Here is a 24,660-nt window from a genome sequence, read left to right on the forward strand (position 1 = left end):
CTCAGATCGCCAGGCTCTTGCCGGTCTCGGTGGAAAAGAGATGCGCCTGGCTGAGGTCGAAGCTCATTTTCAATTGTTCGCCGCTCTTTAATCCGCGCGGATTGAGCATACGCGACACCCATTCGCGACCGGCGAATTCGACGAAGACCAGGGTTTCATTGCCGAGAGGCTCGGTGATGGCGACGGGCAACGTCACCTCATGCACCGCGGCCTCGGCGCCGGAATGAAGGCCATGGCCGCTCGGGAAAATATCGTCCGGGCGTAGGCCGAAGGCAACCTTTTCGCCATCTCTGACCCGATCCGCAAATTGCCCCGGCAGCGGCAGCTTGTCGCCATTCTTGAACACCAGCGCGCCGGCCGAAACCGTTGCCTCCTCGATATTCATCGGCGGCGAGCCGATGAAGCCGGCGACGAAGCGCGTGGCCGGCCGCTTGAACACTTCATCCGGCGTGCCGACCTGCTCGATGTAGCCATCGCGCATGATGACGATGCGGTCGGCAAGCGTCATCGCTTCCACCTGGTCATGGGTGACGTAGATCACCGTCGACTGCACCTTGGCATGCAGCTTCTTGATCTCGGTGCGCATCTGCGTACGCAGCTTGGCGTCGAGGTTCGACAGCGGCTCGTCGAAGAGGAAGACTTCCGGCTGGCGGACGATGGCGCGGCCCATGGCAACGCGCTGGCGCTGGCCGCCGGAAAGCTGTGCCGGGCGACGGTCCATCAACGCTTCCAGGCTAAGGATCGCGGCCGCCTCGTTGACGCGCTGGTCGATTTCCGCCTGCGGCTGCTTGGCGATCTTCAGCGAGAAGCCCATATTCTCGCGCACGGTCATGTGCGGATAGAGCGCGTAGGACTGGAACACCATGGAGATGTTGCGATCTCGCGGTGGCAGGTCGTTGACGATGATATCGCCGATCATGATGGCGCCCTCGGAGACGTCCTCGAGGCCCGCGATCATGCGCAGCGTCGTCGACTTGCCGCAGCCGGAAGGCCCGACAAGGGCGATGAATTCCTTGTCCCTGATATCAAGGTCAATCCCGTGCACGATTTCCAGGGCGCCATAGCGCTTGACGAGTTTTTTGAGCGTAACCTGAGCCATGGGGTTCAACCTTTGACCGCACCGAATGTCAGACCGGACACCAGATGCTTCTGAATAATGAAGGTGAGAGCGAGCGCCGGAACGATCATCACCACCGCGAGAGCGCACATGCCGCGCCAGTCGATGGTGAATTCCGCCGTATAGTCGAGCAGCCCGACCGGGAGTGTCTTGGAATCGACGGAGCGCGTGAGCTGCGAGGCCAATGCATATTCGTTCCAGCAGGTGAGAAAGGCGAAGATGCCGGCGGATGCGATGCCGGGGCCGGCGAGCGGAAATTCCACCTGCCAGAAGGCTTGCCAGCGCGTGCAGCCGTCGATCTGCGCGGCTTCGGCGAGGTCCTTCGGCACCTGCCGGAAGAAACCGTCGATCAGCCAGATGGTGAAAGGCACATTCAGCGCGACATAGGTGAGGATCAGGCCGAAATGCGTGTCGATGATGCCGAGCCGTGCATAGACCATGAAGAGCGGCAGCGATAGCGCGACGCCCGGCACGGAGCGCGTCAGCATCAGGCCGAGGAACACCGCGGATTTGCCGGTGAAGCGGAAGCGCGCGAAGGCATAGCCGCCGGACATGCCGATGATCAGCGCAATGACGGTAGAGGTGACGGAAATCACCAGCGAATTACGGAAATAATCCCAAACGGGGATGCCGCCCTGTCCCGCCCCACCAAACATGGCGCGATAGGCATCGAGCGACAGCTCCTGCGGGATCCAAACCGGCGGCTTCGCCATGATCTCGACCGTGGGCCGCAGCGAGCTGAGGATGATCCAGAAGCCCGGCAGGCAGATGATGAGCATCGCGATGAAAAGGCCGATGAGATAGGCGACTTTTCCGATGCGGCGGCGCATGCGTTGTTCAGCGTTGCGATCCATGATTACCACTCCGCTCCGATCTGGGTGCGGGCAAGCGCCAGCTTACGGAAGAAATAGACTGTGAAGGCGATCGACAGGATGATCGAGACATAGGCCATGGCGTTGGCGAGCCCCATCTGCGCATCGGCATAGGCCGTGCGCCCGACCAGCGTCCAGATCAGCTCGGTGCGGCGCGCCGGGCCGCCATCCGTCATGATCTTGACGATGTCGTAGGCGCGGGCAACGTCGAGCGAGCGGATCGTCATGGCGATAAAGGCGAACGGCATCAGGAACGGCCAGGTGACGTAACGAAAGGTCTGCCAGCTCGTGCAGCCGTCCACTTTCGCGGCCTCCACCGGCTCCTGCGGCATGGCGAGCAGGCCAGCGAGGATGAGGATGGCGAAAACCGACGTCGACGACCAGATTTCGGCGATGACGATCGACAGCAGCGCCAGATTGCCGTCGATCAGCCAGGGGATGGCACTATTGGTTATGCCCAGGGATTGCAGGGCATTGTTGATGATGCCGACATTGTCGTTGAACATGAATTTGAACTGGAAGCCGACGAGCACCGGCGAAAACATCATCGGAAACATCATCAGCGTGCGCAGCACACGCTTGCCGTAAGTTGCCTTGTTGACCAGAAGCGCCAGGCAGAGGCCGAGCAGCATTTCCAGATTGAGCGCGATGGTCAGCAGCACCACGGTGCGCACGAAGGCCGCCAGGAAAACCGGATCGGTGAGAATGCGGGTATAATTCCGCAAGCCGATGAAGGTGAAGAGCGTCGCCGGGCGCGTCAGGCGGAACGGCGTGAAGCTGGAATAGAAGGACAGAAGCAACGGAAACAGCACCACCGCCACAAGCACGATGATCGCCGGAAGAAGCAGCAGGACCGGTGGAGATATTTTCTTATACATGGTTTGCACCTGTCGGCATTCCTCAGCAGCATGGCCCGGACTGCGTGGAATGCGATTGCATGGGGCCGAGAGGCCGGCGTCACAGCCGGCCGGACAGACCGGCCCCTAAAGGCGCAGGTCATACTATTTTTCAAACAACTCCCGCACCCTCTGTCGGATGCGGGAGTTTGATTGCGGCGATCAGAGTGCGCCGGCGTCCTTCAGGACGTCGGTTGCCTTTTGTGCGGCCGTGTCGAGCGCTTCCTTGGAGGTCTTGTCGCCGAGGATGGCGGCCTGAAGCTCAGGATAGACGACGTTGGAAATCTCGATCCATTGCGGCGTGCGCGGAACCGGGAAGGCATACTTCATCGATTCCTGGAAAGTGCTGAGCACTTCCTTCTTGTAAGGATCGGATGCAGCCTGTTGGATGTCCCATTCCCAGACGGCCTTGCGGGTCGGCAGCGTGCCGTTGGCGGCTTCGAGCTTCTGCGAATCGTCGTTGGTAAGGAACCAGACGAGCGAGGCGGCGGCATCCTTGTTCTTGCACGCTTCCGTCACGGAGAAGCCGTGATGGCCGGACCAGCCGGTGTGCTTGCCGGCCGAACCGACAGGCTGCACGACGACGCCGACATTGCCGGCGATCTTCGAGGACTTCGGATCGTTGAAGTAGGTCGCCCAGCCCGGCCAATCGAGATCGAGCGCGACGGTGCCCGACGCAAAACCGGCGCCGAGATCGTCCCAAAGATAGTTGGTCGTGCCGGCCGGAACGGCCTTCGCCTTGTACATGTTCACGAACCAGTCGAGCGCGCGCACGCCGGCTTCGGAATTGAAGGCCGGTTTGCCGTCCTTATCGAGATATTCGCCGCCTTCGGCGACCAGCATTTCATAGAAGCGGCCGTTGATCGCCTCTTCCTTGCCGGGGAACTGCGTGCCGAAGAAGTTCGGCGGATTGGCGAAGAAGGTTGCCTGGTCTGACACTTCCTTCCAGGTCTTCGGCGGCGCCAGGTCGTAGCCGTACTTGGTCTTGAACGCCGTCTTCTTGGCCTCATCGTTGTAGAGGCTCTTCTGATAGTAGAGTGCCGAAACGTCGAACTGAGCGCGCGGCAGCATGACTAGCCGGCCGTCGATGGTCGATGCCTCGATGGTCGAATCGACGAACTTGGCGATCTCTTCCTTCGGCAGCAGCTTGCCGAGGTCAGTATAGAGGTCGGGATACTGAGGGGCGAAGGACGAGTGGTTCGAGCCGACGCACCAGGAAATATCGCCCGACGCCATGTCCGACTTGATTTCCTTGTCGAGCTCGAAGTGGTTCTTCTTGGAGAGGATGTTGACCTTGGCGCCGGTCTCCTTCTCCCACTCGGAAATGCGCCCATAAAGCGGCTCGTATTGCTGGCCACCGATCAGCTTGGCGTCGATCGTCACGCCCGGGAACTTGCCGGGCAGGTCGGCGGCAAAGGCCGCGGAGCTCGCGAGCAATGCCAATACGCCGGCGGCAAGACCGGCCTTCAAATTCCTCATTGAATTTTCCTCCCTAAAGGACCGGACACTCCGCCCGATCGCCTCACGATCCAAATATGGATCAATGATTTATATGTAAACACCTTATTCACTGACCGTCAAGCGGGATCACAGGCGCTTGCAAATCGCTTTCATTCATATATGAATGGTGAATCATATTTCTCTGATGAGGCCCTATGAGTGTAGAAGACGATAGCGATCGATACCGCGCGCCGGCGCTGGACAAAGGCCTCGATATCCTGGAGCTGCTGGCGCGGATCGACGGCGGCCTGACGCAGGCCGAAATCGCCAAGGCGCTCGGCAAAAGCCCGAACGAATTCTACCGTATGCTCGATCGCCTGGTCCGGCGTGGCTATGTACAGCGTCAGGACGGCGATCGCTTCTATCTGACCCTCAAGCTCTTCGGCCTGGCGCACTACCACGCGCCGGTGCGCCGGCTTGTTTCCTTCGCCACGCCGCTGATGCGCGAATTCTCCAACCGCGCCGAGCAAGCCTGCCATCTGGCGATTTTCGACCGCGGCTCGGTCGTCGTCATCGCCCAGCAGGATTCGCCGACCTATTGGGGCATCTCGATCCGCGTCGGCGCCCAGATCAATTTGTATAATACCGGCTCCGGCCACATTCTTCTGGCATTCAAGGATGAAAAACAGCGCCAGATGATGATCAATGAGCAGAGGCGCCAGGAACAGGACGCGGAGGAGCCGCCGGCCGATCTCGAGGAAAAGCTCTCGGCAATCCGCGAGAAGGGCTTCGAAACCATGAACAGTCTGCAGACGAGTGGCGTTCACAATATTTCTGCACCAATCCTGGCGATGGACGGCAATGCACTGGCAGCGCTGACCTGCCCCTATATCGAGCCCGTGAACCAGAAGGCACCGACACGCGAACAGGTCGTCGAATATGTGCGGGAAGCGGCCAAGGATATCTCCGAAACCGTCGCCGGCACGGTCGACAAGGCGGAGTTATAATTTTTATTTGAATAAACTATTCTTATGTGAGTATATGTTGAGCAAGCAGGTATGGGAGGAACACCATGCTTTTCGACAGCCACTTGCATATTGTCGACCGAAAAAAGCTCGCCTATCCCTGGCTAGCTGGCGCCGGTGCGCTCAATCGCGACAGCCTCTGTGAGGACTATGCGCGCGAAGCGAAGCGCCTCGGCATCACCGACACGCTTCACATGGAAGTCGATGTCGCCGAAGAGGATATCGAACGCGAGACCGACTATGTCAAAGGTCTGAGCCGTGAGCCCGGCAGCCTGCTGCGCGGCGCGATCGCCGCCTGCCGTCCGGAAAATGCCGGCTTTCCCGCCTATCTCGAACGCGTGCTCGCCGACCCCTTCGTAAAAGGCTTCCGCCGGGTGCTGCATGTCGTTCCCGACGACGTTTCCGAAGGCGCACTTTTCCGCGAAAATTTGAAGCGGCTCAACAATACACGGCTCACCTTCGATCTATGCGTCCTCCCGCATCAGATTTCCCAGGCGATCGCGCTAATCGACCTCAATCCCGACATCCGCTTCGTGCTCGATCATTGCGGCGTGCCGGCAGTAAAGGATGGATTGAGCGAAAGCTGGTCGTCTGGGATCAGTGAGGTTGCCAAACGGCCGAATGTTACCGTGAAGATCTCCGGTGTCGTTGCCTATACCGATCCCGATAACTGGTCGCCAGAAACACTGCGTCCCTTCGTCGAACACTGCATCACAAGCTTCGGCTGGGATCGCGTCATCTGGGGCAGCGATTGGCCGGTCTGCACGCTCGCCGGCAATCTCTCCACCTGGGTCGCCGCCACCCATGCCTTGATGCAAGGCGTAAGCGCCGACGAACGCAATCGGCTCTATCATCTTAACGCCAAGCGCCTCTGGTCTCTCTGAGACCGGCGCGTTTCCACCGAAAGCCAATGCCATGACCGCCACCGTCGGCATTTCCAGCACCCACCCCAAGACCATGCCGGCGGATCATGCCGATATTCCCGTCTGGAACTCGGAAAACTGGTTCTATGAAGACTTCGAGATCGGCCACAAGATCCGCTCGCTGCGGCGGACGATCTCCGAAGGCGAATCCCAGCAGTTCAACGCCCTTGTTCTCGATATGCATCCCTATGTCAGCGACCAGATCTTTGCGGAGACGGAAGGTCTGTTCGGCAAGCGCCTCGTCGCCGGCGCCTTCGTCTTCTCCGCCGGCCTCGGCCTCGTCGCCACCAACTGCATCAACGCCTTTTCCTATGGCTATGACAGGCTGCGCTTCATCAAGCCCACCTTCATCGGCGACACGATCTACACCATCCGCACCAATCTCGATAAACAGCCGAAATATAAGGATCTCGGCCTGATCCGCTCTTCCTACGAAGTCTTCAAGGGCGAAGGCGAGCTGGTGCTCTATTGCGAGCATATCCAGACGGTGCGCTACAAGGACGGCCGGCCCGCGGACGCTCCGGAGTTGAAGGGCTGAGATGATCGAAGGCAATAATGGCGGCCTGCTCGACGGCATCACGGTGCTCGATATGAGCCAATTCCTGGCTGGGCCGATGGCCGCGCTGCGGCTTGGCGATCTCGGCGCGCGGGTGATCAAGATCGAGCGTCCCGATGGAGGCGATCTCTGCCGCCGGCTTTATCTCAGCGACACCGAGATTGGCGGCGACTCGACGCTCTTCCACGCGATCAATCGCGGCAAGGAAAGCGTTGCCATCAATATGAAGGACGAAGGTGACCTGCAGGACCTGCGCGTGCTGATCGCAAAGGCCGACGTCATCATCCAGAATTTCCGCCCCGGGGTCATCGACCGCCTGGGTCTCGACTACGTCACGGTCGCGAAGATCAATCCCCGCATCGTCTATGGCAGCATCACCGGCTACGGGCCCGATAACGAATGGCGGCATTTCCCCGGTCAAGACCTGCTTGCCCAGGCCCGCTCCGGCGCCATGTGGCTGAACGGTGAAGCCGATGACGGTCCGGTGCCCTTCGGCCTCGCGGTCGCCGACATGCTGGCCGGCAATCTCATCGTCCAGGGCATTCTCGCCGGCCTCGTGCGGCGCGGCGTCACCGGTCAGGGCGTCCATGTCGAAACCAGCCTGCTGGAAGCGATGATCGATTTCCAGTTCGAGGTACTGACCACCCATCTGAACGACGGCGGCCGCCTGCCGAAGAAATCCTCCGTGCGCAATGCCCACGCCTATCTCTCGGCTCCTTACGGCGTCTATCATTGCGCCGATGGCTGGTTGGCGCTGGCCATGATGCCGCTCGCGAATCTGGCGCCGCTCTTCGAGCTTCCGGCGCTTGCCGATTATACGCCGGACGAGGCCTTCTCCCGCCGCGACGAGATCAAGAGCCTGATCGCTGCCCGCCTGCACGAGAAGACGGTGAGGGAATGGCTCGCCATCCTGGAGCCCGCCGATATCTGGGCCGCGGAGGTGCTGGACTGGCCGAAACTGCTGCAAAGCGCTGCCTTCCGCCAGCTCGACATGCTGCAGACGGTAACCCGCGACGACGGCACCTCCGTTCGCACAACGGCAAACCCGATCCGCGTCGACGGTGTCAGGAGCAAGAACAGCTTTGCGGCGCCGACGATCGGTGGTCAATCGGAGCAGATCAGGGCGGAATTTATTGGGTAGGCTTTTCCGCCCTATCATCCGAAACAAAAAAAGGGCGCCGCATCTCTGCGGCACCCTCTTAAACAACGGCCCTCTTCAAAAAGAGAAGCAACCTCGCATTAGGCAGCGGCGAGCTGCAGTTCCTTGCCGACCATGGTGCGAAGGGCGACCAGATCCTTGGCGAAGGCGCGAATGCCTTCGGCGAGCTTTTCGGTTGCCATCGCATCTTCGTTCATCATCCAGCGGAAGGTCCGTTCATCGACGGCGATCTTGGAGACGGAAGTCTTGTTTTCCGGCGAGAGCTTGCGCTCCAGCTTGCCTTCATCCTTGGCGAGTTCGTCAAGCAGGTTGGGGCTGATCGTCAGGCGATCGCAGCCGGCCAGCGCTTCGATTTCGCCGGCGCTGCGGAAGGAGGCGCCCATGACGATCGTCTTGATGTCATTGGCCTTGTAGTAATTGTAGATCTCGCGAACAGAAATAACGCCCGGATCTTCTTCTGGCGTGAACTCCTTGCCGGTCGACTTCTTGTACCAGTCGAGGATGCGGCCGACGAAGGGCGAGATCAGGAAAACCTTGGCGCCGGCGCAGGCAACGGCCTGGGCCTTGCTGAAGAGCAGCGTCAGGTTGCAGTCGATGCCTTCCTTCTGCAGGACTTCGGCGGCGCGGATGCCTTCCCAGGTGGATGCGAGTTTGATCAGGATGCGGTCATGGCCGATGCCGCGTTCCTTGTAGGCAGCGATGATGGAGCGGGCCTTGGCGATCGAACCTTCGGTGTTGAAGGAGAGATCGGCGTCGACTTCCGTCGAGACGCGGCCGGGAACGAGGCCGGAGAGAGCGGCGCCAACGGAGATTGCCAGGCGGTCGGCGACGGCAGCGGCAACGGCGTCCGGCGTACCACCCTGCTTCTTGCCCCAGGCGACGGCTTCCTTGATCGCGTCGGCAAACATCGGCGTGCCGAGCGCCTTCAGGACGATGGTCGGATTGGTCGTGCAGTCGACCGGCTTCAGGCGGGCAACCGCCTCGATATCGCCGGTATCGGCCACGACCGTCGTCATAGCGCGAAGTTGGTCAAGCTTGGATGTCATGATACGTATCCTTGTTGAATTGGCCCATTGAATTGAGAGATATTGACCGGCGAATTCCGTCCGGTTCGATGGACGACACGAAGACTGCAAGCGGATTGCGCCGTTCCTTCTCCTATGCCTCGGTAACGGGAGAAAAAGCGCGAAAGTTCCATTTCCGGTGAACGGTCAAAGCCGCGAAGAAGCAATTGCCGAAGACAGGCTTTCCGCCAAAACCGAGCGCCCTATATGGCTCCCTGCTTGGCCAGACGCATCCACGGCGCAGCACTCGCACATTGCCCTCCTCGACTGGACAAAGACCGACTTCCTCACGGCGACTATCATCAATCTCGCAGCGAAAAGTCAAGGACATTTGTGCATTTCAATTGACATAAGTTTCAAGCCATAGAATATCGGCAATAGAAGCTGATCTTGCTCGCCCCTGTCATGCACGATCGCCGCAACCTTTGTCGTTTGCGATCATTAAAACAAAAAGGGCGTGCAGAAATCTTGCCGGAGGACCTGTGGCCAAACTCAGACGTGGGACACACACCGCCTATTCCGAGACGGCGTCTCTGAGGCTGCGCGCTGCCTGGCTCTATTACAATCAGGGTCTGACGCAGAAGGATGTTGCCGAGCAGCTCGGCATCAGCCGCACCACTGTGATCCGTCTGCTGGACGAGGCGATGCGCCGCAGCGAAGTGCAGATCTGGATCAATGAAGGCATCGACGATTGCGTCGAACTCGCGATCAAGCTGGAGCGTGCCTATGGGCTGGACGAGGCGATCGTCGTTCCCTCGCCTGCAGGCGGAGACGTCGACGCGCAGGCAAAAAGCGTTGGCCTGGCGCTCGGCCAGTTCCTGACCGAGGCGATTCCCGACAATTATACGATCGGCGTCGGCTGGGGCCGGACGATGACGGCTTCGCTCGCAAGCTTTCGCCCGCCACGCCGCGACAATTGCAAAGTGGTTTCGCTGCTCGGTGGCATCGTCGCTGTCCAGCAGACCAATCCCATCGACTATACCTGGCGTTTGGCGAGCCAACTCGGCGCGGAATGCTACATGTTCCTGGCACCGCTTTTGGTCGATTCCATTGAGACCAAGCGCAATCTGATTGAAAAATGCGGTCTGGAGGCGATCTACCGCCTGGCCGAAAGCCTCGATCTCGCCATCGTCAGTTGCGGCGATATCGGCCCCCGTTCCACCTCGCTGTCGGAAGGCTTCATCTCGAAGCAGGTGCTGGATCAGTTGATCGAGGCGGGCTGCGTCTGCGATACCATGTTCAATTTCCTCGATGCCGAGGGCAATTCCGTCGATCATCCGATCAACAAGCGCGTCATGTCGGTCGATCTCGACACCCTAAAGAAGGCCAAGCACATCGTCCTGTCTTCCGGCGGCGCACACCGCGCCCTTGCAATCCGCGCCACTATCAAGCGCATCGGGTGCAATACCCTGATTACGGACGAAGGCGCCGCAAAGGAACTGTTGCAGATGGCGATGGCAAAGGCAGCTTGACTCCTGCCCTCACCCCGGCGGGAGAAGGCAGAGCCCCTCAAGCCTTCCCCGCTTCCCAGCCCAACATAGCCCGCTTGCGCGTCAGGCCCCAATGATAGCCGGTGAGATCGCCGTTCTTGCCGAGCGCGCGGTGACAGGGAACGACGAAAGAAACGGGGTTGCGGCCGACGGCGGCGCCGACCGCGCGCATCGCCGTCGGCTGGCCGATGTCTTTGGCGATATCGGAATAGGTAACTGCCCGGCCCATCGGGATCTTCAACAGGCTTTCCCAGACCCGCACCTGGAAATCCGTGCCGATCAGCACGACGCGCAGCGGCTGTTCGCTCGACCATTTCGATGGCTCGAAAATCCGCGCCGCATAAGGCATGGTCGCCTGCAGGTCCTCGGCATATTGCGCATTCGGCCAACGGCAGGTCATATCCTCCAGGCAAGCCTTCTCGTCGCCGGAATCGCTAAAGGCAAGGCCGGCAAGACCGCGGTCTGTGACCATGATCAGCGCCAAGCCGAAGGGCGAGATATGGAACCCGTAGCGGATGATAAGCCCGCCGCCCTTCGCCTTCCATTCGCCGGGTGACATCGCCTCATGCGTGACGAAGAGATCGTGCAGCCGGCTTGGCCCGGAAAGCCCCACTTCGAACGAGGTTTCCAGCAAGGGCAGGTCTTCCTCGCGCAGCAGCCGCTTGGCATGGTCGAGCGTCACGGCCTGCAGGAAAGCCTTGGGCGACAGTCCGGCCCAACGGGTAAAGGTCTTCTGCAATTGAGTGGGCGATTGTCCGAGTCGTTCGGCGATCGTTTCCAATGACGGCTGATCGCGATAGTCCTCGGTGATGAGCTCGATCACCCGGCGGACGGTGTCGTAGTCCGGCCCTTCCGGGGTGATGTCTGTCTTCAACTGTGCGATAGCATTCATAATCTTTCTCCTTAAAAAGGAGAACACCACGAAGAGAAGGGTAAAACCACCCGTTTCTTGCCTGGATGCCTATATCCGCTGCGTCACCGTGGCGAGGGCGCGTTTGAAAGCCTTCGCAAAGCTCTCCCGGTCCTCCGGATTGAGAAAAGAGCCGACATCGGTGTGATGGCTTCGATCGCGGACATGCATCGAGACAACACCGATTTCACTGTGCCGGCGGACAAGGAAACGTGTCCAGAACGGATTGAAACGGTGTTCGACCATGCGGCCCGAGGGCGAGAATTTGCGGATCGAAACGTCGGTGCGCGACACCGTCACCTCCTCCCGCACCCTGCCAGAGCGGTAATTCAGCCAGAAGGCGCCATAGAGCAGGGTGAAATCCGCCCCGAAGAAGACGCCGATAGGCCATGCGCCGCGGATGACGAACAAGATGCCATAGATCAGGCAGAACGCTCCCGCCAGAGTCACCATCACCTTGAATCCCCGTCGCCCCAGGGAGCGGTGAGGAAACAATTCGGCGGCGAAGACCGGCTTGTTGCTATCGATGTCAGTATCGGCGTTGCGTTCGGTCATAGGACTTGAGTATAGGTCGTTCATGGCAAACCCCAAGACCAAATCCAGCGCGCAAACCATGAAAAAGTCAAATGCGGCCGCAAGCCGCAAGCCGGCTTTTAAAAGCCCCTATTCCAAGGCAAATCTGGACGAGATCTTTCGTCGTTTCTCCATCCAGCGGCCTGAGCCGAAGGGGGAACTGGAGCATGTCAATCCCTTCACGCTGGTGGTTGCCGTGGCGCTGTCGGCGCAGGCAACCGATGTCGGCGTCAACAAGGCGACCCGCGCTCTCTTTGCCGTCGCCGATACGCCACAGAAGATGCTCGATCTCGGCGAAGATCGCATCCGCGACTACATCAAGACGATCGGCCTCTACCGCAACAAGGCGAAGAACGTCGTGGCATTGTCGGAGAAATTGATCCGGGATTTCGACGGCGAGGTGCCGCAGACGCGCGAAGAGCTGATGACGCTGCCCGGCGTCGGCCGCAAGACCGCCAATGTCGTGCTCTCCATGGCCTTCGGCCAGGCAACGCTCGCCGTCGACACCCATATTTTCCGCATCGCCAATCGCCTGCGGCTTGCGCCTGGCAAGACGCCGGACGAGGTCGAACAGCGGCTGATGAAGGTAATCCCTGACAAATACCTCTACCACGCGCATCACTGGCTGATCCTGCACGGGCGCTATGTCTGCAAAGCGCGCAAGCCGGAATGCGAACGCTGCGTCATCGCCGATCTCTGTCGCTCGCCGGAAAAGACCTGGGACATCCCAGCGCCATTAGTAGAGCTACCGCCGCAACTGGTCGGCGCCGCCGATTAGAGCTGCAATCGTCCTATATCTGCAATTTTCAGCCGCGACGAGCCGCTTCCTTCTGGGAAAGAAGCTTGTGCAAGTGCACCATCATCCCCGCGGCAAACAGCGGCGTCAAAAGGTTGACCAGGGGAATGGCGAGGAAGGCGGCGATCACCAGACCGGCAAGGAAAACGGTGAAGGCATATTTGCTGCGAAACCGTCGTGCCTCTTCCGGCGGCCGGAAGCGCATGGCGGCAAATTCGAAGAACTCCCGGCCAAGCAAATAGCCGTTGACCAGGAAGAAGGCGACGAGATTGACGCCGGGAATGAAAAGCAGAAGCAGCGCGATGATGTTGCCCACGACAACGATGCCGAGGAATTTCAGCGAACTCTTCATCGCCGGCACAAATGGCAGCGCTTTTCCCGGCGCATCGGCCGGATAATCCCTCTTCTCCACCACCTCAGCGACATCGTCGAGAAAGAGCCCTGCGATCAGTGCCGTAACCGGTGAGATCAGCAACGCCAAGCCTAGCGCCAAAACAAGGCCCGCCAGAACGGCGAGAAGAAAGGTGAGCCAGCTCGTCCAATCCGGTACGGGCGGCATGACGCTTTGTAACCACGGCAATACGAAGGCGATGAAGCTGCTGCGCAGCGCAAACCAGAGAGCGATAAGCGCCAGCAATGTGAGCCCGAGGACTTTCCAAAAAACCTTGCGCGTCTCGGCTGCAAAGAGATTGGCGACGGAAAGACGCGCGGCATGGATGATCATTCGTCCGATATCCCGTTAGTCGTGGCCGGATATGTAAGTAGTAATTGCAGATATATCAATATATTCCCGCCGGCCGCGTAATAACCCTCACCCATTTGAATTGTTGTAATCAAGTACGCACTAATATATTGTGGGTTTCATATGAAAAACAACAACCTAACATGATTAGCGGTCATCCAAAATCTGCAAGCACTCCGATTGTTTCCGCATTCGGCGCGATCACGCTTAGGATAGACCGTCAGCGAGGCGCAACATTTGGAAGACCTTGGCCAGAAGCTTAGACAATATATCAAAACAGGCACTCCCGCCGAGCGTCGAATCGCCAAGTATTTCTCCGAACACTTGAACGAGTTGCCCTTTGAAACCGCCTCTTCCGTCGCCGACAGGCTGGAATTGAGCCCGATGACTGTCGGGCGTTTTCTGCGGTCGCTCGGCTATCAGGGCCTGGATGGCATCAAGGTGCACCTGCGGGAAAATGTGACCCCGGTGACGCTGCAACTGCCGAACGTTCTGGAACAGTTGCAGAAGGACGCCAACGAGGGACGCCCGATTGCCGGCCAGATCGCCGAGCAGGTCGAGATGCTGCAGCATATCTACAATCTCACCAGCCAGCCGCACTGGCTGGATGCGGTCGCGACGATCCTGTCGTCCAGCGAGGTTTTCGTCACCGCGCATCTTAGTCTCGCAAGTCTCGGGCGCCATCTCTGCGACCGTCTCGCATTCGCACGCGATCATGTGCAGTTCCTCGACGGCTCCAATGGCAGCTATATCGAGCTGCTCGGCCATCAGTCGAACGACGCATTGGTGGTGATCGTCGATTCGCCTCGCTTCGTCGCCTCGCGGTTGCTTGCGCGCTCCGCCCGCCGCTCTGGCTACAAGGTGCTGCTGATCACCAGCCAATATACCGAATGGGCGCATGAATTCGCCAATATGACGCTGTCACTGCCGCCGCTGCGCGCCGGCAACCACGAAAACCTGTCGGCAATGATGGCGCTGTTGGAATTCCTGGCCGTTGCCGTCATTCATGCGGCCGGCGAAGAGGCGGAGAGCCGCATCCACAGGATCGAAGAGCTGGAAGGCATGTTTGCCCACGCGCCCCTTCGATAATGGTCGACAAGCGATGGCTTGGACGCCAGAAAGTCCTTCCGGCGTTTTTTATTCCATGGACTCCAGCTCGGCGCGATGGCGATACATCGCGAGAAAGCGCCGATAATCGCGATCATAAAGCGTCTTCTTGCCCTTGTCCGGCATGCGCTCGTGACCGCCGGGATACATGGCCGCGCCGGCCGTTGCGAGGCTGTCGTAAAGACCGCAGGAGACGGAAGCGGCGATCGCCGTTCCCAAGAGCACCGCCTCGTTCATCTTCGGCACGACCACCTTGCAGCCGGTGATGTCGGAATAAAGTTCCATCAGAACCGCATTCTTCACGTGGCCGCCGGCGACATGCAGCGTATCCGGCACGTACCCGTAGTCATGCATTTTCTCGAGGATATGGCGGAGACCGAGCGCGACGCCGACGCAGGTGCGCCAATAGAGGCGGCAGAGGCCGTCGAAGGATGCATCCAGCGTCAGGCCGCTGACGACGCCGACCGCATGCGGATCGGCAAGCGGCGAGCGGTTGCCGTGAAAATCCGGAAGCACATGGATGCGCTCGCCAAAGGCATCGCCCTCGACGGCGCGAAGCTCCGCGATGCGCCTCACGATACGGTCGTGCAGCGCCGCCGTCGGTTCGCCGCCGGCCGCATGCATGCCGACGATATGATCGAGCAGCGCACCGGTCGCCGATTGCCCGGCTTCGACCAGCCAGGTGTCCGGAAACACGGCTTCGTAATAGGGGCCCCACATGCCGGTGCTGCGCTTGCGTTCGCGCGAGAAAGAGACGATGCAACTCGACGTTCCGGCAATCAGCGCCAATTGGTGTTCCAGCGCGTTGAGGTCGCCGGCATGGCCGCCGAGCGTGCCGAGCGCGCCCGCATAGGCATCGATCATGCCGGCGCCGACATGACATTCTCGGTCGAGCCCCAAAGCCTCCGCCGCTTGCGCTGTCAGCGTGCCGACGCTTTCCCCAACCGGAGTTGTCTCTTCCGGCAGGTTGCCGCGTTCGCGCAGATCGCCAAGACCGATCACATTGAGGAAATCCGTCTGCCAGCCGGGTTCGCGGTGCGCGAGATAATTCCATTTCGCCGTCAGCGTGCAGCGCGAGCGCGCAAGCGAACCAGTGGCCTTCCAGGTCATGAAATCGGCGAGGTCGAAGAAATACCCGGCCCTTGCCCAGCTCTGCGGCAGATTTTGCTTCAGCCACATCAGCTTCGGCATCTCCATTTCCGGCGACATGAAGTGACCGGTATGTTCGAGAACCTGATGCTTGGTCGCCGTGCAGAAATCCGCTTCGGCAAGCGCCCGGTGATCGAGCCAGACGATGGTGTCGAACCGGTCCTCGCCCCCGGTCGAGATCGTGAGCGGCTGGCCATCCGCGTCGCGCACCACCAGCGAACAGGTGGCATCGAAGCCGATGGCGCCGATGACGGAGATATCGACGCCGGAGGCCGCAACGGCGGCGCGCACCGCTGTGCAGACAGCGGCCCAGATGTTTTCAGAATCGTGCTCGGCGTGATTTTCACGCGGGCGGTTCATGATGATCGGATGTTCGCCCTTACCCAGCAGAGCACCGCGGGATGTGAACACGCCGGCGCGCGCGCTGCCAGTGCCGATATCGACCGCAACCACATGATCACGCATTCAGTATGGGCCCCGTCCATTTATGGCTTATTGCGGACAAGGTGTATCAAATCCGACATTGCGTCAAACACGACTTCTGGGGAAAGCCGCTCCAGTTCTGCCCGGTAACTCGGCGAATGAGCATGCGAGCCGCCGATGAAAGCGAACACCGTCATGCCGGCCGCCCTCGCTGCCGTGATCCCGGCCGGACTGTCTTCGATGACGATACAGTCCTGCGGCGCGACCTGCATCTGCTTGGCGGCATAGAGGAAGAGATCGGGTGCCGGCTTGCCGCGCTTGACCATGCTGGCGCTGAAAATATTCGGCTCCAGCCGCTCCAGCAGGCCGGTAACGCCGAGCGACAACCGGATGCGCTCTATCTGGCTGGAAGAGGCGACGCAACGCGGAACGGTCAGCGCGTCCAGCGTCTCGGCAATGCCGCCGATGGGCTTCAGTTCGTTCCGGAAGCGTTCATAAAGGTCATTGCGGATACGATCGAGAAAATCCTGATCGATGAAGACGTCGAACTCCGTCTCCAGCGTATCGACGAGCGTGGCGAGGCTCTTGCCGAGAAAGCGGCTGTAGATGTCCTCCTCGCTCATATCGACGCCGACATCACGCATAGCCTGGAGGAGCACGCTGACGGACAGCGGTTCACTGTCGACGAGCACACCATCGCAGTCGAAGATTACGAGTCCCTTCTCCGCACCAGTCATCGCAGATCCAACCCGAACCCTGTTGAGCCGCGCCTCTTCAAACGCAGGCCTGGCCATAAAAATTCGGCCGGGACTTGGACGCCCCGGCCGATAGACAGTTATTCCGCGAGTTTGTTATCGAGGTATAGCTGCAGGGTAACGCGGGTCCCCTTTTCCCACAGCGTTTTTAATGCATGGGCAAAGCGCTTGCGGAAAAGATCCGATTTGGCGACGTCGCCGAAAATATCATCGAAGACGAGGAAGGCGCCCGGGTCGTCCTTGGCCTTCAGCGCGGCGGCATGTAGCCGGTCGGCGCTGGCATCGTTGAAAACGATGTCCTTGCCGCTGTCGGTGGTGCCGGCGAAATAGCGGCACCACAGCGCCGAAACCAGCGCCAGGCCCACGACATCCTCTTTGCGGCGCAAACGATCGGCCGTCGACGGCAGGATGAACTTCGGCTGCCGGTTCGAACCGTCCTGTGCCAAGCGCGGAATGGTGTCGGCAATCTTCGGATTGGAGAAGCGCCGCTCGATCAGCTTGAAATAATCGGCAAGCACCGTGTTCGGCACCGGCGGGATGACGGGAATGATCTCTTCGTTCTCGAGCTTGGCGAGGTAAGCGCGGATCAAGGGCTCTTCCATGGCCTCGTGCACGAAATGTACGTCCATCAGCGCCGCCGGATAGGCGATTGCCGCATGGCCGCCGTTCAGGATGCGGATTTTCATATGCTCGTAGGGCGTAACATCCGGCACGAAAGTAACGCCGACCTTTTCCAGCGCCGGACGGCCTGCCGGAAAATTGTCCTCCAGCACCCACTGCTTGAACTCTTCGCAATAGACCGGCCAGTTGTCCTCGATATCGAAGAATTCCTTGAGCAGATCGATCTCGCGTGCGCCGGTTGCGGGCGTAATGCGGTCGACCATGCCGTTCGGGAAGGCGACGTTGGCGGCGATCCAGTCGGCAAAAGCGGGATCCGAAAGCTTCGCCGTGCCGACGACGGCGGCTTTGGTGACACCGCCATTGTGGGGAATGTTGTCGCAGGACATGACGGTAAAGGGTTGCAGACCGGCGGCACGGCGGGCCTTGAGGCCGGCGACGATCAGGCCGAACACCGTCTTCGGCGCATCCGCATTCTGACCGTCGGCAACGATGGCCGGATGGGCGGGATTGAACTTGCCGGATGCGTCGATGAAATAGCCGCCTTCGGTGATCGTCATCGAGACGATGCGGATCGAAGGATCGGCAAGCTTGGCGATGATGACCGCAGCGTCGCCGACCGGCAGAATGTCGATCATCGGCGCGGTTACGCGCGCAGCGGTGCGATTATTGTCCTGTTCGACCACCGTCGTCAGGAAATTCTGAGCCGCGAGCTTCTCGCGCATGGCGGCGTCCGAAGGCAGGACGCCGGCGCCGATGATCGCCCAATCGTGGTTCTGGCCGACATTGAAAAGGTCGTCGAGGTAGACCGCCTGATGGGCGCGATGGAAATTGCCCACGCCGAAATGAACGATGCCCGCCGACAGCGACTTTGGATCATAGGCCGGGATGGCAGCCGTTGCAGCCGCCTCCTGAAGGGTTGCGAGCGATAATTTGCACGTCATGTCTCAAGTCCTTCTGAAAGGTCTTCTGCTCCGGATGGATTGGGAATGCCTTATCCGGCTAGGATGGCCTGGGCCCATCTGATGTGGCCCAGGTCTAATAGTATTCGCCATGCCGCGTGAGGCCGGACATGGCGAGGGCGCGCGATTTAGATCGACTGCCCCCTATCGTTGAACCGGTGGATGCGGGATTTGTCGGGAGTCAGATAAACGGTATCGCCGGCGCGTGCCGGGAAATCGCCGGTTCCGCGGGCCGTGATGGTGCCGATGCCATCGGCATCGATATGCAGGAAGGTGTCGGAGCCGAGATGTTCGGCGACGTTCACCCTGCCCTGCCAGTCCCCCTCGGTGGTCGACAGCAGTACGTGTTCCGGACGGACGCCGATCGTGTGGGCGCCGAGGTTCTGGGCATAGGCGCCCGTGACGAAGTTCATCTTCGGCGAGCCGATGAAGCCGGCAACGAAGATGTTCTGCGGGTTACGATAGAGCTCGAGCGGCGAACCGACCTGTTCGACATTGCCGCGGTTCAGGACGACGATCTTGTCGGCCATGGTCATGGCCTCCACCTGATCGTGGGTCACGTAGATCATTGTCGTCTTGAGCTGATTGTGCAGTTCGCTGATTTCGAGGCGCATGTTGACGCGCAATGCCGCATCGAGGTTCGACAAGGGCTCGTCGAACAGAAAGGCTGCGGGCTGACGTACGATGGCACGGCCGATGGCGACGCGCTGGCGCTGGCCACCTGAGAGCTGGCGCGGCTTGCGTTCCAGATAGTCCGTCAGGTTCAGAACACGTGCCGCATCCGCCACTTTCTTGTCGATCTCCGCCTGTGCCAGGTTCGCCATCTTGAGCGGAAAGGCGATATTCTTGCGAACGCTCATGTGCGGATAGAGCGCGTAGGATTGGAACACCATGGCGAGGCCGCGCTGGGCCGGCGCCAGATTGGTGCCGTCCTTGCCGTCGATCATAATCTGGCCGCTTGAGACATCCTCGAGGCCGGCGATCAGACGCAGCAGCGTAGACTTGCCGCAACCGGAGGGACCGACGAACACGACGAACTCGCCGTTATTGATTTCGAGGTCGATGGAAGGGATGACCTTGGCTTCGCCGAAGACCTTAGAAACCTTCTTAAGGACAATGCTACCCATGTTTCTCTTCCTTACTTAACCGCGCCAAAGGTGAGGCCGCGAACGAGTTGTTTTTGCGAAAACCAGCCGAGGATCAGGATTGGGGCGATCGCCATGGTCGATGCCGCCGAAAGTTTGGCGTAGAACAAGCCTTCCGGGCTGGAATAGGAGGCGATGAAGGTGCTGAGCGGCGCCGCGTCCACGGCGGAGAGATTCAGCGTCCAGAAGGCCTCGTTCCATGCGAGGATGATGTTGAGAAGCATCGTCGAGGCAAGGCCCGGGATCGCCATCGGCGTCAGCACATAGATGATCTCCTTGGCCAGCGACGCGCCGTCCATGCGGGCCGCTTCGAGGATCTCGCCGGGGATTTCCTTGAAGTAGGTATAGAGCATCCACACGATGATCGGCAGGTTGATCAGCATCAGTACGACGACCATGCCGAGACGGCTGGCGAACTGATTGTTGAGCAGACCGAATGCCTGGAACAGCAAATAGATCGGGATGAAGGCGCCGACGGGCGGCATCATCTTGGTGGACAGCATCCACATCAGCACGTCCTTGGTGCGCTTGGTCGGCGAAAAGGCCATGGCCCAGGCCGCCGGAACGGCGACGATCAGACCAAGGATCGTCGAACCGAAGGCGATGAGCACCGAGTTGCCGAAGTGGAGGAAATAGTTCGAGCGCGATTGCACCTCGAAATAATTCTCCAGCGTCCAATGGAAGAAGAGGAATTGCGGAGGCGAGGCGATGGCGTCGCCCTCCGTCTTGAAGCTCGTCAGGAACGTCCAGAGGATCGGGAAGAAGATCAGGATCGCGACCACCCAGGCGGCGACGGATACGACCACCTTATGTTTGGTTGAGACAGTACGAGCCATCTTAAGCCTCCAGATTCTTGCCGACTGCGCGCATCAGGAAGATCGCGACGATATTGGCGAGGATGACGGCAATGATGCCGCCCGCCGACGCGCCGCCGACGTCTTGCTGCAGAACGAGCTGCGAATAGACCAGGTAAGTGAGGTTGGTCGTTGCCGTGCCCGGGCCGCCATTGGTGGTGACCAGGATTTCGGCGAAGGCCGAAAGCAGGAAGATCGTCTCGATGAGAATGACGACCGTGATCGCACGCGCCAGATGCGGCAGGATGATGTAGATGAACTTCGACACCGCGCCGGCACCATCCATTTCGGCGGCTTCCTTCTGCTCTTCGTCGAGCGACTGCAAAGCAGTCAGCAGGATGAGCGTTGCGAAGGGCAACCACTGCCAGGCAACGATGATGATGATCGAAAACAGCGGAATCGTCTCCAGCCAGGTCAGCGGATCGAGCCCGACGAGCTTGAAAAGATACGCCAGAAGCCCGTTCACCGGGTTCATGAACATATGTTTCCAAATAAGGGCGGCGACCGTCGGCATGACGAAGAAGGGCGCGAGCACCAGCATGCGCACGATGCCTTGGCCGAAGATCGGCTGATCGAGAAGGAGCGCGAGAGCGATGCCGCCGACCACCGTGATGATCAACGCGCCGACCACGAGCAGGATCGTTACCAGCAGCGAATTCCAGAAGGCCGGATCGGTGACGAAATATTCGTAATTCAAGAACCCGATGAAGTCATGCGCACCGGGAGACATGAGATTGTAGTTCAGCGTCGAGAAATAGATCGTCATGACCAGGGGGACGATCATCCACGCGAAGAGAAGCAAAACCGAGGGCGCCATCATGACGCGTGCGGTAGAACGGGTGTGTAGCGTTGCCATGGCAAGTACCGACCTATCTTTTAGCAGGGAGAGTGGCCGCGGACCGGCTAAAATAAAAGAGGCCGCCGAAGAGCAATTCGGGCACTCGGCGACCTAAGGGAGGAGAGCGCTACGAGCCGCTCTCCTCCATACCCTTGGGAGGTTTCTTATTTCGGATAACCAGCCTTGGTCATTTCACGGCTGGTCAGTTGCTGTGCGGCCTTGAGCGCCTGATCGACGGGGATCTGACCTGCAAGGGCAGCAGAGAACTGCTGGCCGACGGCGGTGCCGATACCCTGGAACTCAGGAATAGCGACAAACTGGACGCCGACATACGGGACCGGCTTGACGGTCGGGTGGGCCGGATCAGCCGCATTGATCGAGTCCAGCGTCATCTTCGCAAAAGGTGCTGCCTTCTGATAGTCCGCATTCGCATAGAGCGAGGCACGGGTACCGGGAGGTGCATTCAGCCAGCCTTCCTTCTGGGCAACGAGGTTGGTGTAATCCTTGCTGGTTGCCCAGGAGATGAACTTCTCGGCAGCTTCGGTCTTCTTCGAAGAGGCAGGGACCGCCAAGCTCCATGCCCAGAGCCAGTTGCCGCGCTTGCCGAGGCCCTTGTCCGGCGCCAGAGCGAAGCCAACCTTGTCGGCAACCTTCGATTGCTTCGGGTCGGCAACGAACGAAGCTGCGACGGTCGCATCGATCCACATACCGCACTTGCCGGTCTGGAACAGCGAGAGGTTTTCGTTGAAGCCGTTGGACGAAGCGCCCGGAGGGCCAGCGTCCTTCATCAGCTTGACGTAGAAGTCCAGCGTGTCCTTCCATTCCGGCTGATCGAACTGTGCCTTCCATTTCTCGTCGAACCAGCGAGCGCCGAACGAGTTCGACATCGCCGTCAGGAATGCCATGTTTTCGCCCCAGCCGGCCTTGCCGCGAAGGCAGATGCCGTAGACTTCATGGTCCTTGTCGGTAATCTTGCGGGCTGCGTCGGCTATGAAATCCCAAGTCGGCGCATCCGGCATCTTCAAGCCGGCCTTGTCGAACAGGTCCTTGCGGTACATCACCATCGAGCTTTCACCGTAGAACGGCGCAGCATAGAGCTTCCCGTCTACCGTCAGGCCGCTGCGGATAGCCGGGAGAAGGTCATCCACGTCGTAGTTCTTGTCGGCAGCAAGCTTATCGAGCGGCGCGAGCCAGCCGAGCTTGCTCCAGATCGGCACTTCGTAGGTGCCGATCGTCAGCACGTCGTATTGGCCGCCCTTGGTAGCGATGTCCGTCGTAACCTTCTGGCGCAATACGTTTTCTTCGAGCGTGACCCACTGCAGGTCAATGTCGGGGTTTTTGGCTTTGAAATCGTCCGTAAGCTTCTGCATACGAACCATATCGCCATTGTTCACGGTGGCGATCGTGAGGGTTTCGGCGGACGCCATTCCAGCAAACATCAGTGCGGAGCATGCGCTCAGCAGGAAAGTTTTCAATTTCATATCTTCCTCCCAGAAGATCAAATTTGAGCATTCGCTTTGCTCGTGAGCAATTACTCACCTGTTGCGACAAAATGTCAATGCGAATTCATTGCTGCATTGCCGAACAAGCAGCTCATCCATTTGATTTTATGTGGTTATTTTTTGCTCAGGCTTTGAGCAGAAACTCAGCAACCGCTTCATCGGTGATCAAACCATTGATCTGATGGCCGGTAACGGCCGCTTTGATGGCTTCGAACTTCCGTTTGCCCTTGGCTATTCCGATGACGGAAGAGGCTTCGCGCGGCGGAAGCGGTGCGCTGGCCACCCGGTCGTTGATGGCATCTGACATCAACTTGCCGTCGCCATCGAATACCCAGCCGCAGATTTCGCCGGCCGCTCCGCGCTTCATCAGCGCCAGCATCTCGTCCTTCTCGAGAAAGCCGTCGAGACAGAGCGGCGCCTCGATGCCCATCTCGCCGACGCCGACGAAAGTCACATCGGCCTGCGCGCTGATATCGAGCGTCGAGCGCACCAGCGCCTGCGCATGCAGAAGCTCGCGCTCCTCGGCCGAGGAGACCAGCACGGGCAGCGGCATGGGATAGTGCCGCGCCTTGATCGCATCGGCCATGCTGAAGATAACGTTGTAATAGGCGGCCGAGCCATCCGGACCGATATTGCCGGTCAGCGATACGACCCGGTGCTGCGGGCATTCCATGACCGGCAGCTGGTCGACCGCGGCCTTCAGCGTGCGGCCGGTGCCGATCGCCAGCACGATCGGATCGCTGCGCTTCAGCCAGCGCTCGATCTCGGCAGCACCCGCTTCGGCGATACCGACCGTGGAGGATGTCCCGTCGGGATCGCTCGGCACCACTTCGACATGCCTCAGCTTGAATTTTTCCCGCAGCGCCACCGCATATTCGAGGCAGGCGGCAATCGGATGGTCCAGCCGCACCTTGATCAGCCTTTCGGCGACCGCGAGCGACACCAGCCGCTGTGCCGATTGCCGGGAGATTCCCATGGCGATGGCGATCTCGTCCTGCGTCCGCCCGGCAACGTAATACAGCCAGCCGGCTCGCGCCGCATCGTCAAGCCGCCCCTGGGAATCCAACTTCCTGACCATCACATTCCTCTGCGAAAGCAGCACCCTTTACCCGATATGGCAGCAGCGCGGTACGTTACTCAGTTTCCGGCGGAATGACGCCCTTGGTCAAGGTGAAACAACCATAGAACCGGCGCTCGCCGGTCTGGATCACGCAGTAAGCAGTTTTTGTCCGCTCATAGAAGGCGAAACGCTCGACCGGCGTCAGAGGCCAGTGCTTGCCTTCGGCGCGATCGATCGCCGCCTGCACTTCCTTCTGAACCTGCGGTACTTCATCGGCCGCGCCGACCACTTCCATGCGCGTCGCCGCGTCGGTGATGAACGTATCGAGCGGCATCAGCGACAGCACCGCCGCGACGGCTTCGGCGGCCGATACATTGTCGATTCGCAGAAGCTGCCCCAGCCTGGTCTGACGCGCGATTGCATCGGCCGGAAAATTCGTGTCGACGATCGCGAGCATGTCGCCATGCCCCATCGATTTCAACGCATGCAGCACATCCGCATTCAACAGCGGCGAAATTCCCTTCAGCATGAACGGCTCTCCTCAGCTCTTCGATCAGCGGCAGTTCCGAAGCCGCGCTCTTCATCGGGAGCAAAGAAGTAATCGCGGCGCCGATCTCTGTCCATAGCCGCCACGAACGTTATCAGCAGAACGTGAGGGATGAGAACTGCGCTTCTCATTGTGGC

The 24,660-nt window shown here is 59.8% G+C and carries 24 protein-coding genes; 7 read left to right on the plus strand and 17 right to left on the minus strand.

Annotation, left to right across the window (positions count from 1 at the left end):
* Position 1: 1 nt before the first annotated feature.
* The 4 genes from N2601_RS13845 to N2601_RS13860 form a co-directional block, all read right to left on the minus strand.
* Entirely contained in the window at positions 2–1,099 is a 1,098-nt protein-coding gene (locus N2601_RS13845; RefSeq protein WP_104824354.1) for an ABC transporter ATP-binding protein, read from the minus strand.
* A gap of 5 nt (positions 1,100–1,104) precedes the next feature.
* Entirely contained in the window at positions 1,105–1,971 is an 867-nt protein-coding gene (locus N2601_RS13850) for a carbohydrate ABC transporter permease (RefSeq protein ID WP_104824355.1), read from the minus strand.
* Between the two features lie 2 nt (positions 1,972–1,973).
* On the minus strand, positions 1,974–2,867 hold the full coding sequence (locus N2601_RS13855) for a carbohydrate ABC transporter permease (RefSeq protein WP_104824356.1): 894 nt from the start codon (positions 2,865–2,867) through the stop codon (positions 1,974–1,976).
* A 180-nt stretch (positions 2,868–3,047) separates the two neighbouring features.
* Positions 3,048–4,364, minus strand: a complete 1,317-nt coding sequence (locus tag N2601_RS13860; RefSeq protein ID WP_104824357.1) for an ABC transporter substrate-binding protein — start codon at positions 4,362–4,364, stop codon at positions 3,048–3,050.
* A 176-nt stretch (positions 4,365–4,540) separates the two neighbouring features.
* Between N2601_RS13860 and N2601_RS13865 the strand changes: the two genes are divergently transcribed.
* The 4 genes from N2601_RS13865 to N2601_RS13880 all read left to right on the plus strand — a co-directional run bounded on the left by N2601_RS13865 (position 4,541) and on the right by N2601_RS13880 (position 7,970).
* A complete protein-coding gene (locus N2601_RS13865) occupies positions 4,541–5,332 on the plus strand; it encodes an IclR family transcriptional regulator (RefSeq protein WP_104824358.1) in 792 nt (263 codons plus the stop codon).
* A gap of 65 nt (positions 5,333–5,397) precedes the next feature.
* Positions 5,398–6,234 (plus strand): amidohydrolase family protein, encoded by an 837-nt coding sequence (locus N2601_RS13870; RefSeq protein WP_104824359.1) that lies wholly within the window; start codon positions 5,398–5,400, stop codon positions 6,232–6,234.
* A gap of 31 nt (positions 6,235–6,265) precedes the next feature.
* A complete protein-coding gene (locus tag N2601_RS13875; protein ID WP_104824360.1) occupies positions 6,266–6,811 on the plus strand; it encodes a MaoC family dehydratase in 546 nt (181 codons plus the stop codon).
* 1 nt (position 6,812) lies between these two features.
* Positions 6,813–7,970, plus strand: coding sequence for a CaiB/BaiF CoA transferase family protein (locus tag N2601_RS13880; protein ID WP_104824361.1), 1,158 nt, complete (start codon positions 6,813–6,815; stop codon positions 7,968–7,970).
* Between the two features lie 98 nt (positions 7,971–8,068).
* Here the strand turns inward: N2601_RS13880 and tal are convergent, their stop codons facing one another.
* Positions 8,069–9,034, minus strand: coding sequence for a transaldolase (gene tal, locus N2601_RS13885; protein WP_260303154.1), 966 nt, complete (start codon positions 9,032–9,034; stop codon positions 8,069–8,071).
* A 500-nt stretch (positions 9,035–9,534) separates the two neighbouring features.
* Between tal and N2601_RS13890 the strand changes: the two genes are divergently transcribed.
* Positions 9,535–10,524: a sugar-binding transcriptional regulator gene (locus tag N2601_RS13890; RefSeq protein WP_104824364.1), complete on the plus strand. Its 990-nt coding sequence runs from the start codon at positions 9,535–9,537 to the stop codon at positions 10,522–10,524.
* 37 nt (positions 10,525–10,561) lie between these two features.
* Here the strand turns inward: N2601_RS13890 and N2601_RS13895 are convergent, their stop codons facing one another.
* A complete protein-coding gene (locus N2601_RS13895; protein ID WP_104824365.1) occupies positions 10,562–11,434 on the minus strand; it encodes a methylated-DNA--[protein]-cysteine S-methyltransferase in 873 nt (290 codons plus the stop codon).
* A gap of 69 nt (positions 11,435–11,503) precedes the next feature.
* Positions 11,504–12,007 (minus strand): DUF2244 domain-containing protein, encoded by a 504-nt coding sequence (locus tag N2601_RS13900; RefSeq protein WP_104824366.1) that lies wholly within the window; start codon positions 12,005–12,007, stop codon positions 11,504–11,506.
* Between N2601_RS13900 and nth the strand changes: the two genes are divergently transcribed.
* On the plus strand, positions 12,006–12,803 hold the full coding sequence (nth, locus tag N2601_RS13905; RefSeq protein ID WP_104825217.1) for an endonuclease III: 798 nt from the start codon (positions 12,006–12,008) through the stop codon (positions 12,801–12,803). The two genes, N2601_RS13900 and nth, sit on opposite strands and share 2 nt — an antisense overlap.
* Before the next feature lie 28 nt (positions 12,804–12,831).
* Here nth and N2601_RS13910 read toward each other — a convergent pair whose 3' ends face one another.
* Positions 12,832–13,545 carry a sulfate transporter family protein gene (locus N2601_RS13910; protein ID WP_104824367.1) on the minus strand — a complete coding sequence of 238 codons (714 nt, stop codon included), beginning with the start codon at positions 13,543–13,545 and terminating at the stop codon, positions 12,832–12,834.
* 255 nt (positions 13,546–13,800) lie between these two features.
* On the opposite strand from N2601_RS13910, the gene N2601_RS13915 reads away from it, so the two are divergent.
* On the plus strand, positions 13,801–14,652 hold the full coding sequence (locus N2601_RS13915) for a MurR/RpiR family transcriptional regulator (RefSeq protein WP_104824368.1): 852 nt from the start codon (positions 13,801–13,803) through the stop codon (positions 14,650–14,652).
* Between the two features lie 48 nt (positions 14,653–14,700).
* On the opposite strand, the gene N2601_RS13920 is transcribed toward N2601_RS13915, so the two are convergent.
* From N2601_RS13920 to N2601_RS13960, 9 genes are all read right to left on the minus strand, one after another.
* Positions 14,701–16,284 (minus strand): FGGY-family carbohydrate kinase, encoded by a 1,584-nt coding sequence (locus N2601_RS13920; RefSeq protein ID WP_104824369.1) that lies wholly within the window; start codon positions 16,282–16,284, stop codon positions 14,701–14,703.
* Between the two features lie 20 nt (positions 16,285–16,304).
* On the minus strand, positions 16,305–16,979 hold the full coding sequence (locus tag N2601_RS13925) for an HAD family hydrolase (protein WP_104824370.1): 675 nt from the start codon (positions 16,977–16,979) through the stop codon (positions 16,305–16,307).
* 98 nt (positions 16,980–17,077) lie between these two features.
* Positions 17,078–18,559 (minus strand): mannitol dehydrogenase family protein, encoded by a 1,482-nt coding sequence (locus tag N2601_RS13930; RefSeq protein WP_104824371.1) that lies wholly within the window; start codon positions 18,557–18,559, stop codon positions 17,078–17,080.
* A gap of 146 nt (positions 18,560–18,705) precedes the next feature.
* A complete protein-coding gene (locus tag N2601_RS13935) occupies positions 18,706–19,704 on the minus strand; it encodes an ABC transporter ATP-binding protein (RefSeq protein WP_104824372.1) in 999 nt (332 codons plus the stop codon).
* A gap of 11 nt (positions 19,705–19,715) precedes the next feature.
* Positions 19,716–20,558 carry a carbohydrate ABC transporter permease gene (locus tag N2601_RS13940; RefSeq protein WP_104824373.1) on the minus strand — a complete coding sequence of 281 codons (843 nt, stop codon included), beginning with the start codon at positions 20,556–20,558 and terminating at the stop codon, positions 19,716–19,718.
* 1 nt (position 20,559) lies between these two features.
* Positions 20,560–21,432 (minus strand): carbohydrate ABC transporter permease, encoded by an 873-nt coding sequence (locus tag N2601_RS13945; protein WP_104824374.1) that lies wholly within the window; start codon positions 21,430–21,432, stop codon positions 20,560–20,562.
* A 146-nt stretch (positions 21,433–21,578) separates the two neighbouring features.
* Positions 21,579–22,895, minus strand: a complete 1,317-nt coding sequence (locus tag N2601_RS13950; RefSeq protein WP_104824375.1) for an ABC transporter substrate-binding protein — start codon at positions 22,893–22,895, stop codon at positions 21,579–21,581.
* A 145-nt stretch (positions 22,896–23,040) separates the two neighbouring features.
* Positions 23,041–23,994: a sugar-binding transcriptional regulator gene (locus N2601_RS13955; RefSeq protein WP_104824376.1), complete on the minus strand. Its 954-nt coding sequence runs from the start codon at positions 23,992–23,994 to the stop codon at positions 23,041–23,043.
* Between the two features lie 55 nt (positions 23,995–24,049).
* Positions 24,050–24,505 (minus strand): RbsD/FucU family protein, encoded by a 456-nt coding sequence (locus N2601_RS13960; protein WP_104824377.1) that lies wholly within the window; start codon positions 24,503–24,505, stop codon positions 24,050–24,052.
* Between the last annotated feature and the right edge of the window lie 155 nt (positions 24,506–24,660).

This window comes from Rhizobium sp. CB3060, assembly GCF_025200735.1.
Lineage (GTDB): Bacteria > Pseudomonadota > Alphaproteobacteria > Rhizobiales > Rhizobiaceae > Rhizobium.

Coding starts and splice junctions, on each gene's coding strand:
- N2601_RS13925 (WP_104824370.1), bottom strand. CDS start 16,979: ATGACTGGTGCGGAGAAGGGACTCGTAATCTTCGACTGCGATGGTGTG.
- N2601_RS13850 (WP_104824355.1), bottom strand. CDS start 1,971: ATGGATCGCAACGCTGAACAACGCATGCGCCGCCGCATCGGAAAAGTC.
- N2601_RS13960 (WP_104824377.1), bottom strand. CDS start 24,505: ATGCTGAAGGGAATTTCGCCGCTGTTGAATGCGGATGTGCTGCATGCG.
- N2601_RS13955 (WP_104824376.1), bottom strand. CDS start 23,994: ATGGTCAGGAAGTTGGATTCCCAGGGGCGGCTTGACGATGCGGCGCGA.
- N2601_RS13880 (WP_104824361.1), top strand. CDS start 6,813: ATGATCGAAGGCAATAATGGCGGCCTGCTCGACGGCATCACGGTGCTC.
- N2601_RS13930 (WP_104824371.1), bottom strand. CDS start 18,559: ATGACGTGCAAATTATCGCTCGCAACCCTTCAGGAGGCGGCTGCAACG.
- N2601_RS13945 (WP_104824374.1), bottom strand. CDS start 21,432: ATGGCAACGCTACACACCCGTTCTACCGCACGCGTCATGATGGCGCCC.
- N2601_RS13920 (WP_104824369.1), bottom strand. CDS start 16,284: ATGCGTGATCATGTGGTTGCGGTCGATATCGGCACTGGCAGCGCGCGC.
- N2601_RS13940 (WP_104824373.1), bottom strand. CDS start 20,558: ATGGCTCGTACTGTCTCAACCAAACATAAGGTGGTCGTATCCGTCGCC.
- N2601_RS13865 (WP_104824358.1), top strand. CDS start 4,541: ATGAGTGTAGAAGACGATAGCGATCGATACCGCGCGCCGGCGCTGGAC.
- tal (WP_260303154.1), bottom strand. CDS start 9,034: ATGACATCCAAGCTTGACCAACTTCGCGCTATGACGACGGTCGTGGCC.
- N2601_RS13910 (WP_104824367.1), bottom strand. CDS start 13,545: ATGATCATCCATGCCGCGCGTCTTTCCGTCGCCAATCTCTTTGCAGCC.
- N2601_RS13900 (WP_104824366.1), bottom strand. CDS start 12,007: ATGACCGAACGCAACGCCGATACTGACATCGATAGCAACAAGCCGGTC.
- N2601_RS13950 (WP_104824375.1), bottom strand. CDS start 22,895: ATGAAATTGAAAACTTTCCTGCTGAGCGCATGCTCCGCACTGATGTTT.
- N2601_RS13895 (WP_104824365.1), bottom strand. CDS start 11,434: ATGAATGCTATCGCACAGTTGAAGACAGACATCACCCCGGAAGGGCCG.
- N2601_RS13855 (WP_104824356.1), bottom strand. CDS start 2,867: ATGTATAAGAAAATATCTCCACCGGTCCTGCTGCTTCTTCCGGCGATC.
- N2601_RS13860 (WP_104824357.1), bottom strand. CDS start 4,364: ATGAGGAATTTGAAGGCCGGTCTTGCCGCCGGCGTATTGGCATTGCTC.
- N2601_RS13875 (WP_104824360.1), top strand. CDS start 6,266: ATGACCGCCACCGTCGGCATTTCCAGCACCCACCCCAAGACCATGCCG.
- N2601_RS13870 (WP_104824359.1), top strand. CDS start 5,398: ATGCTTTTCGACAGCCACTTGCATATTGTCGACCGAAAAAAGCTCGCC.
- N2601_RS13845 (WP_104824354.1), bottom strand. CDS start 1,099: ATGGCTCAGGTTACGCTCAAAAAACTCGTCAAGCGCTATGGCGCCCTG.
- N2601_RS13935 (WP_104824372.1), bottom strand. CDS start 19,704: ATGGGTAGCATTGTCCTTAAGAAGGTTTCTAAGGTCTTCGGCGAAGCC.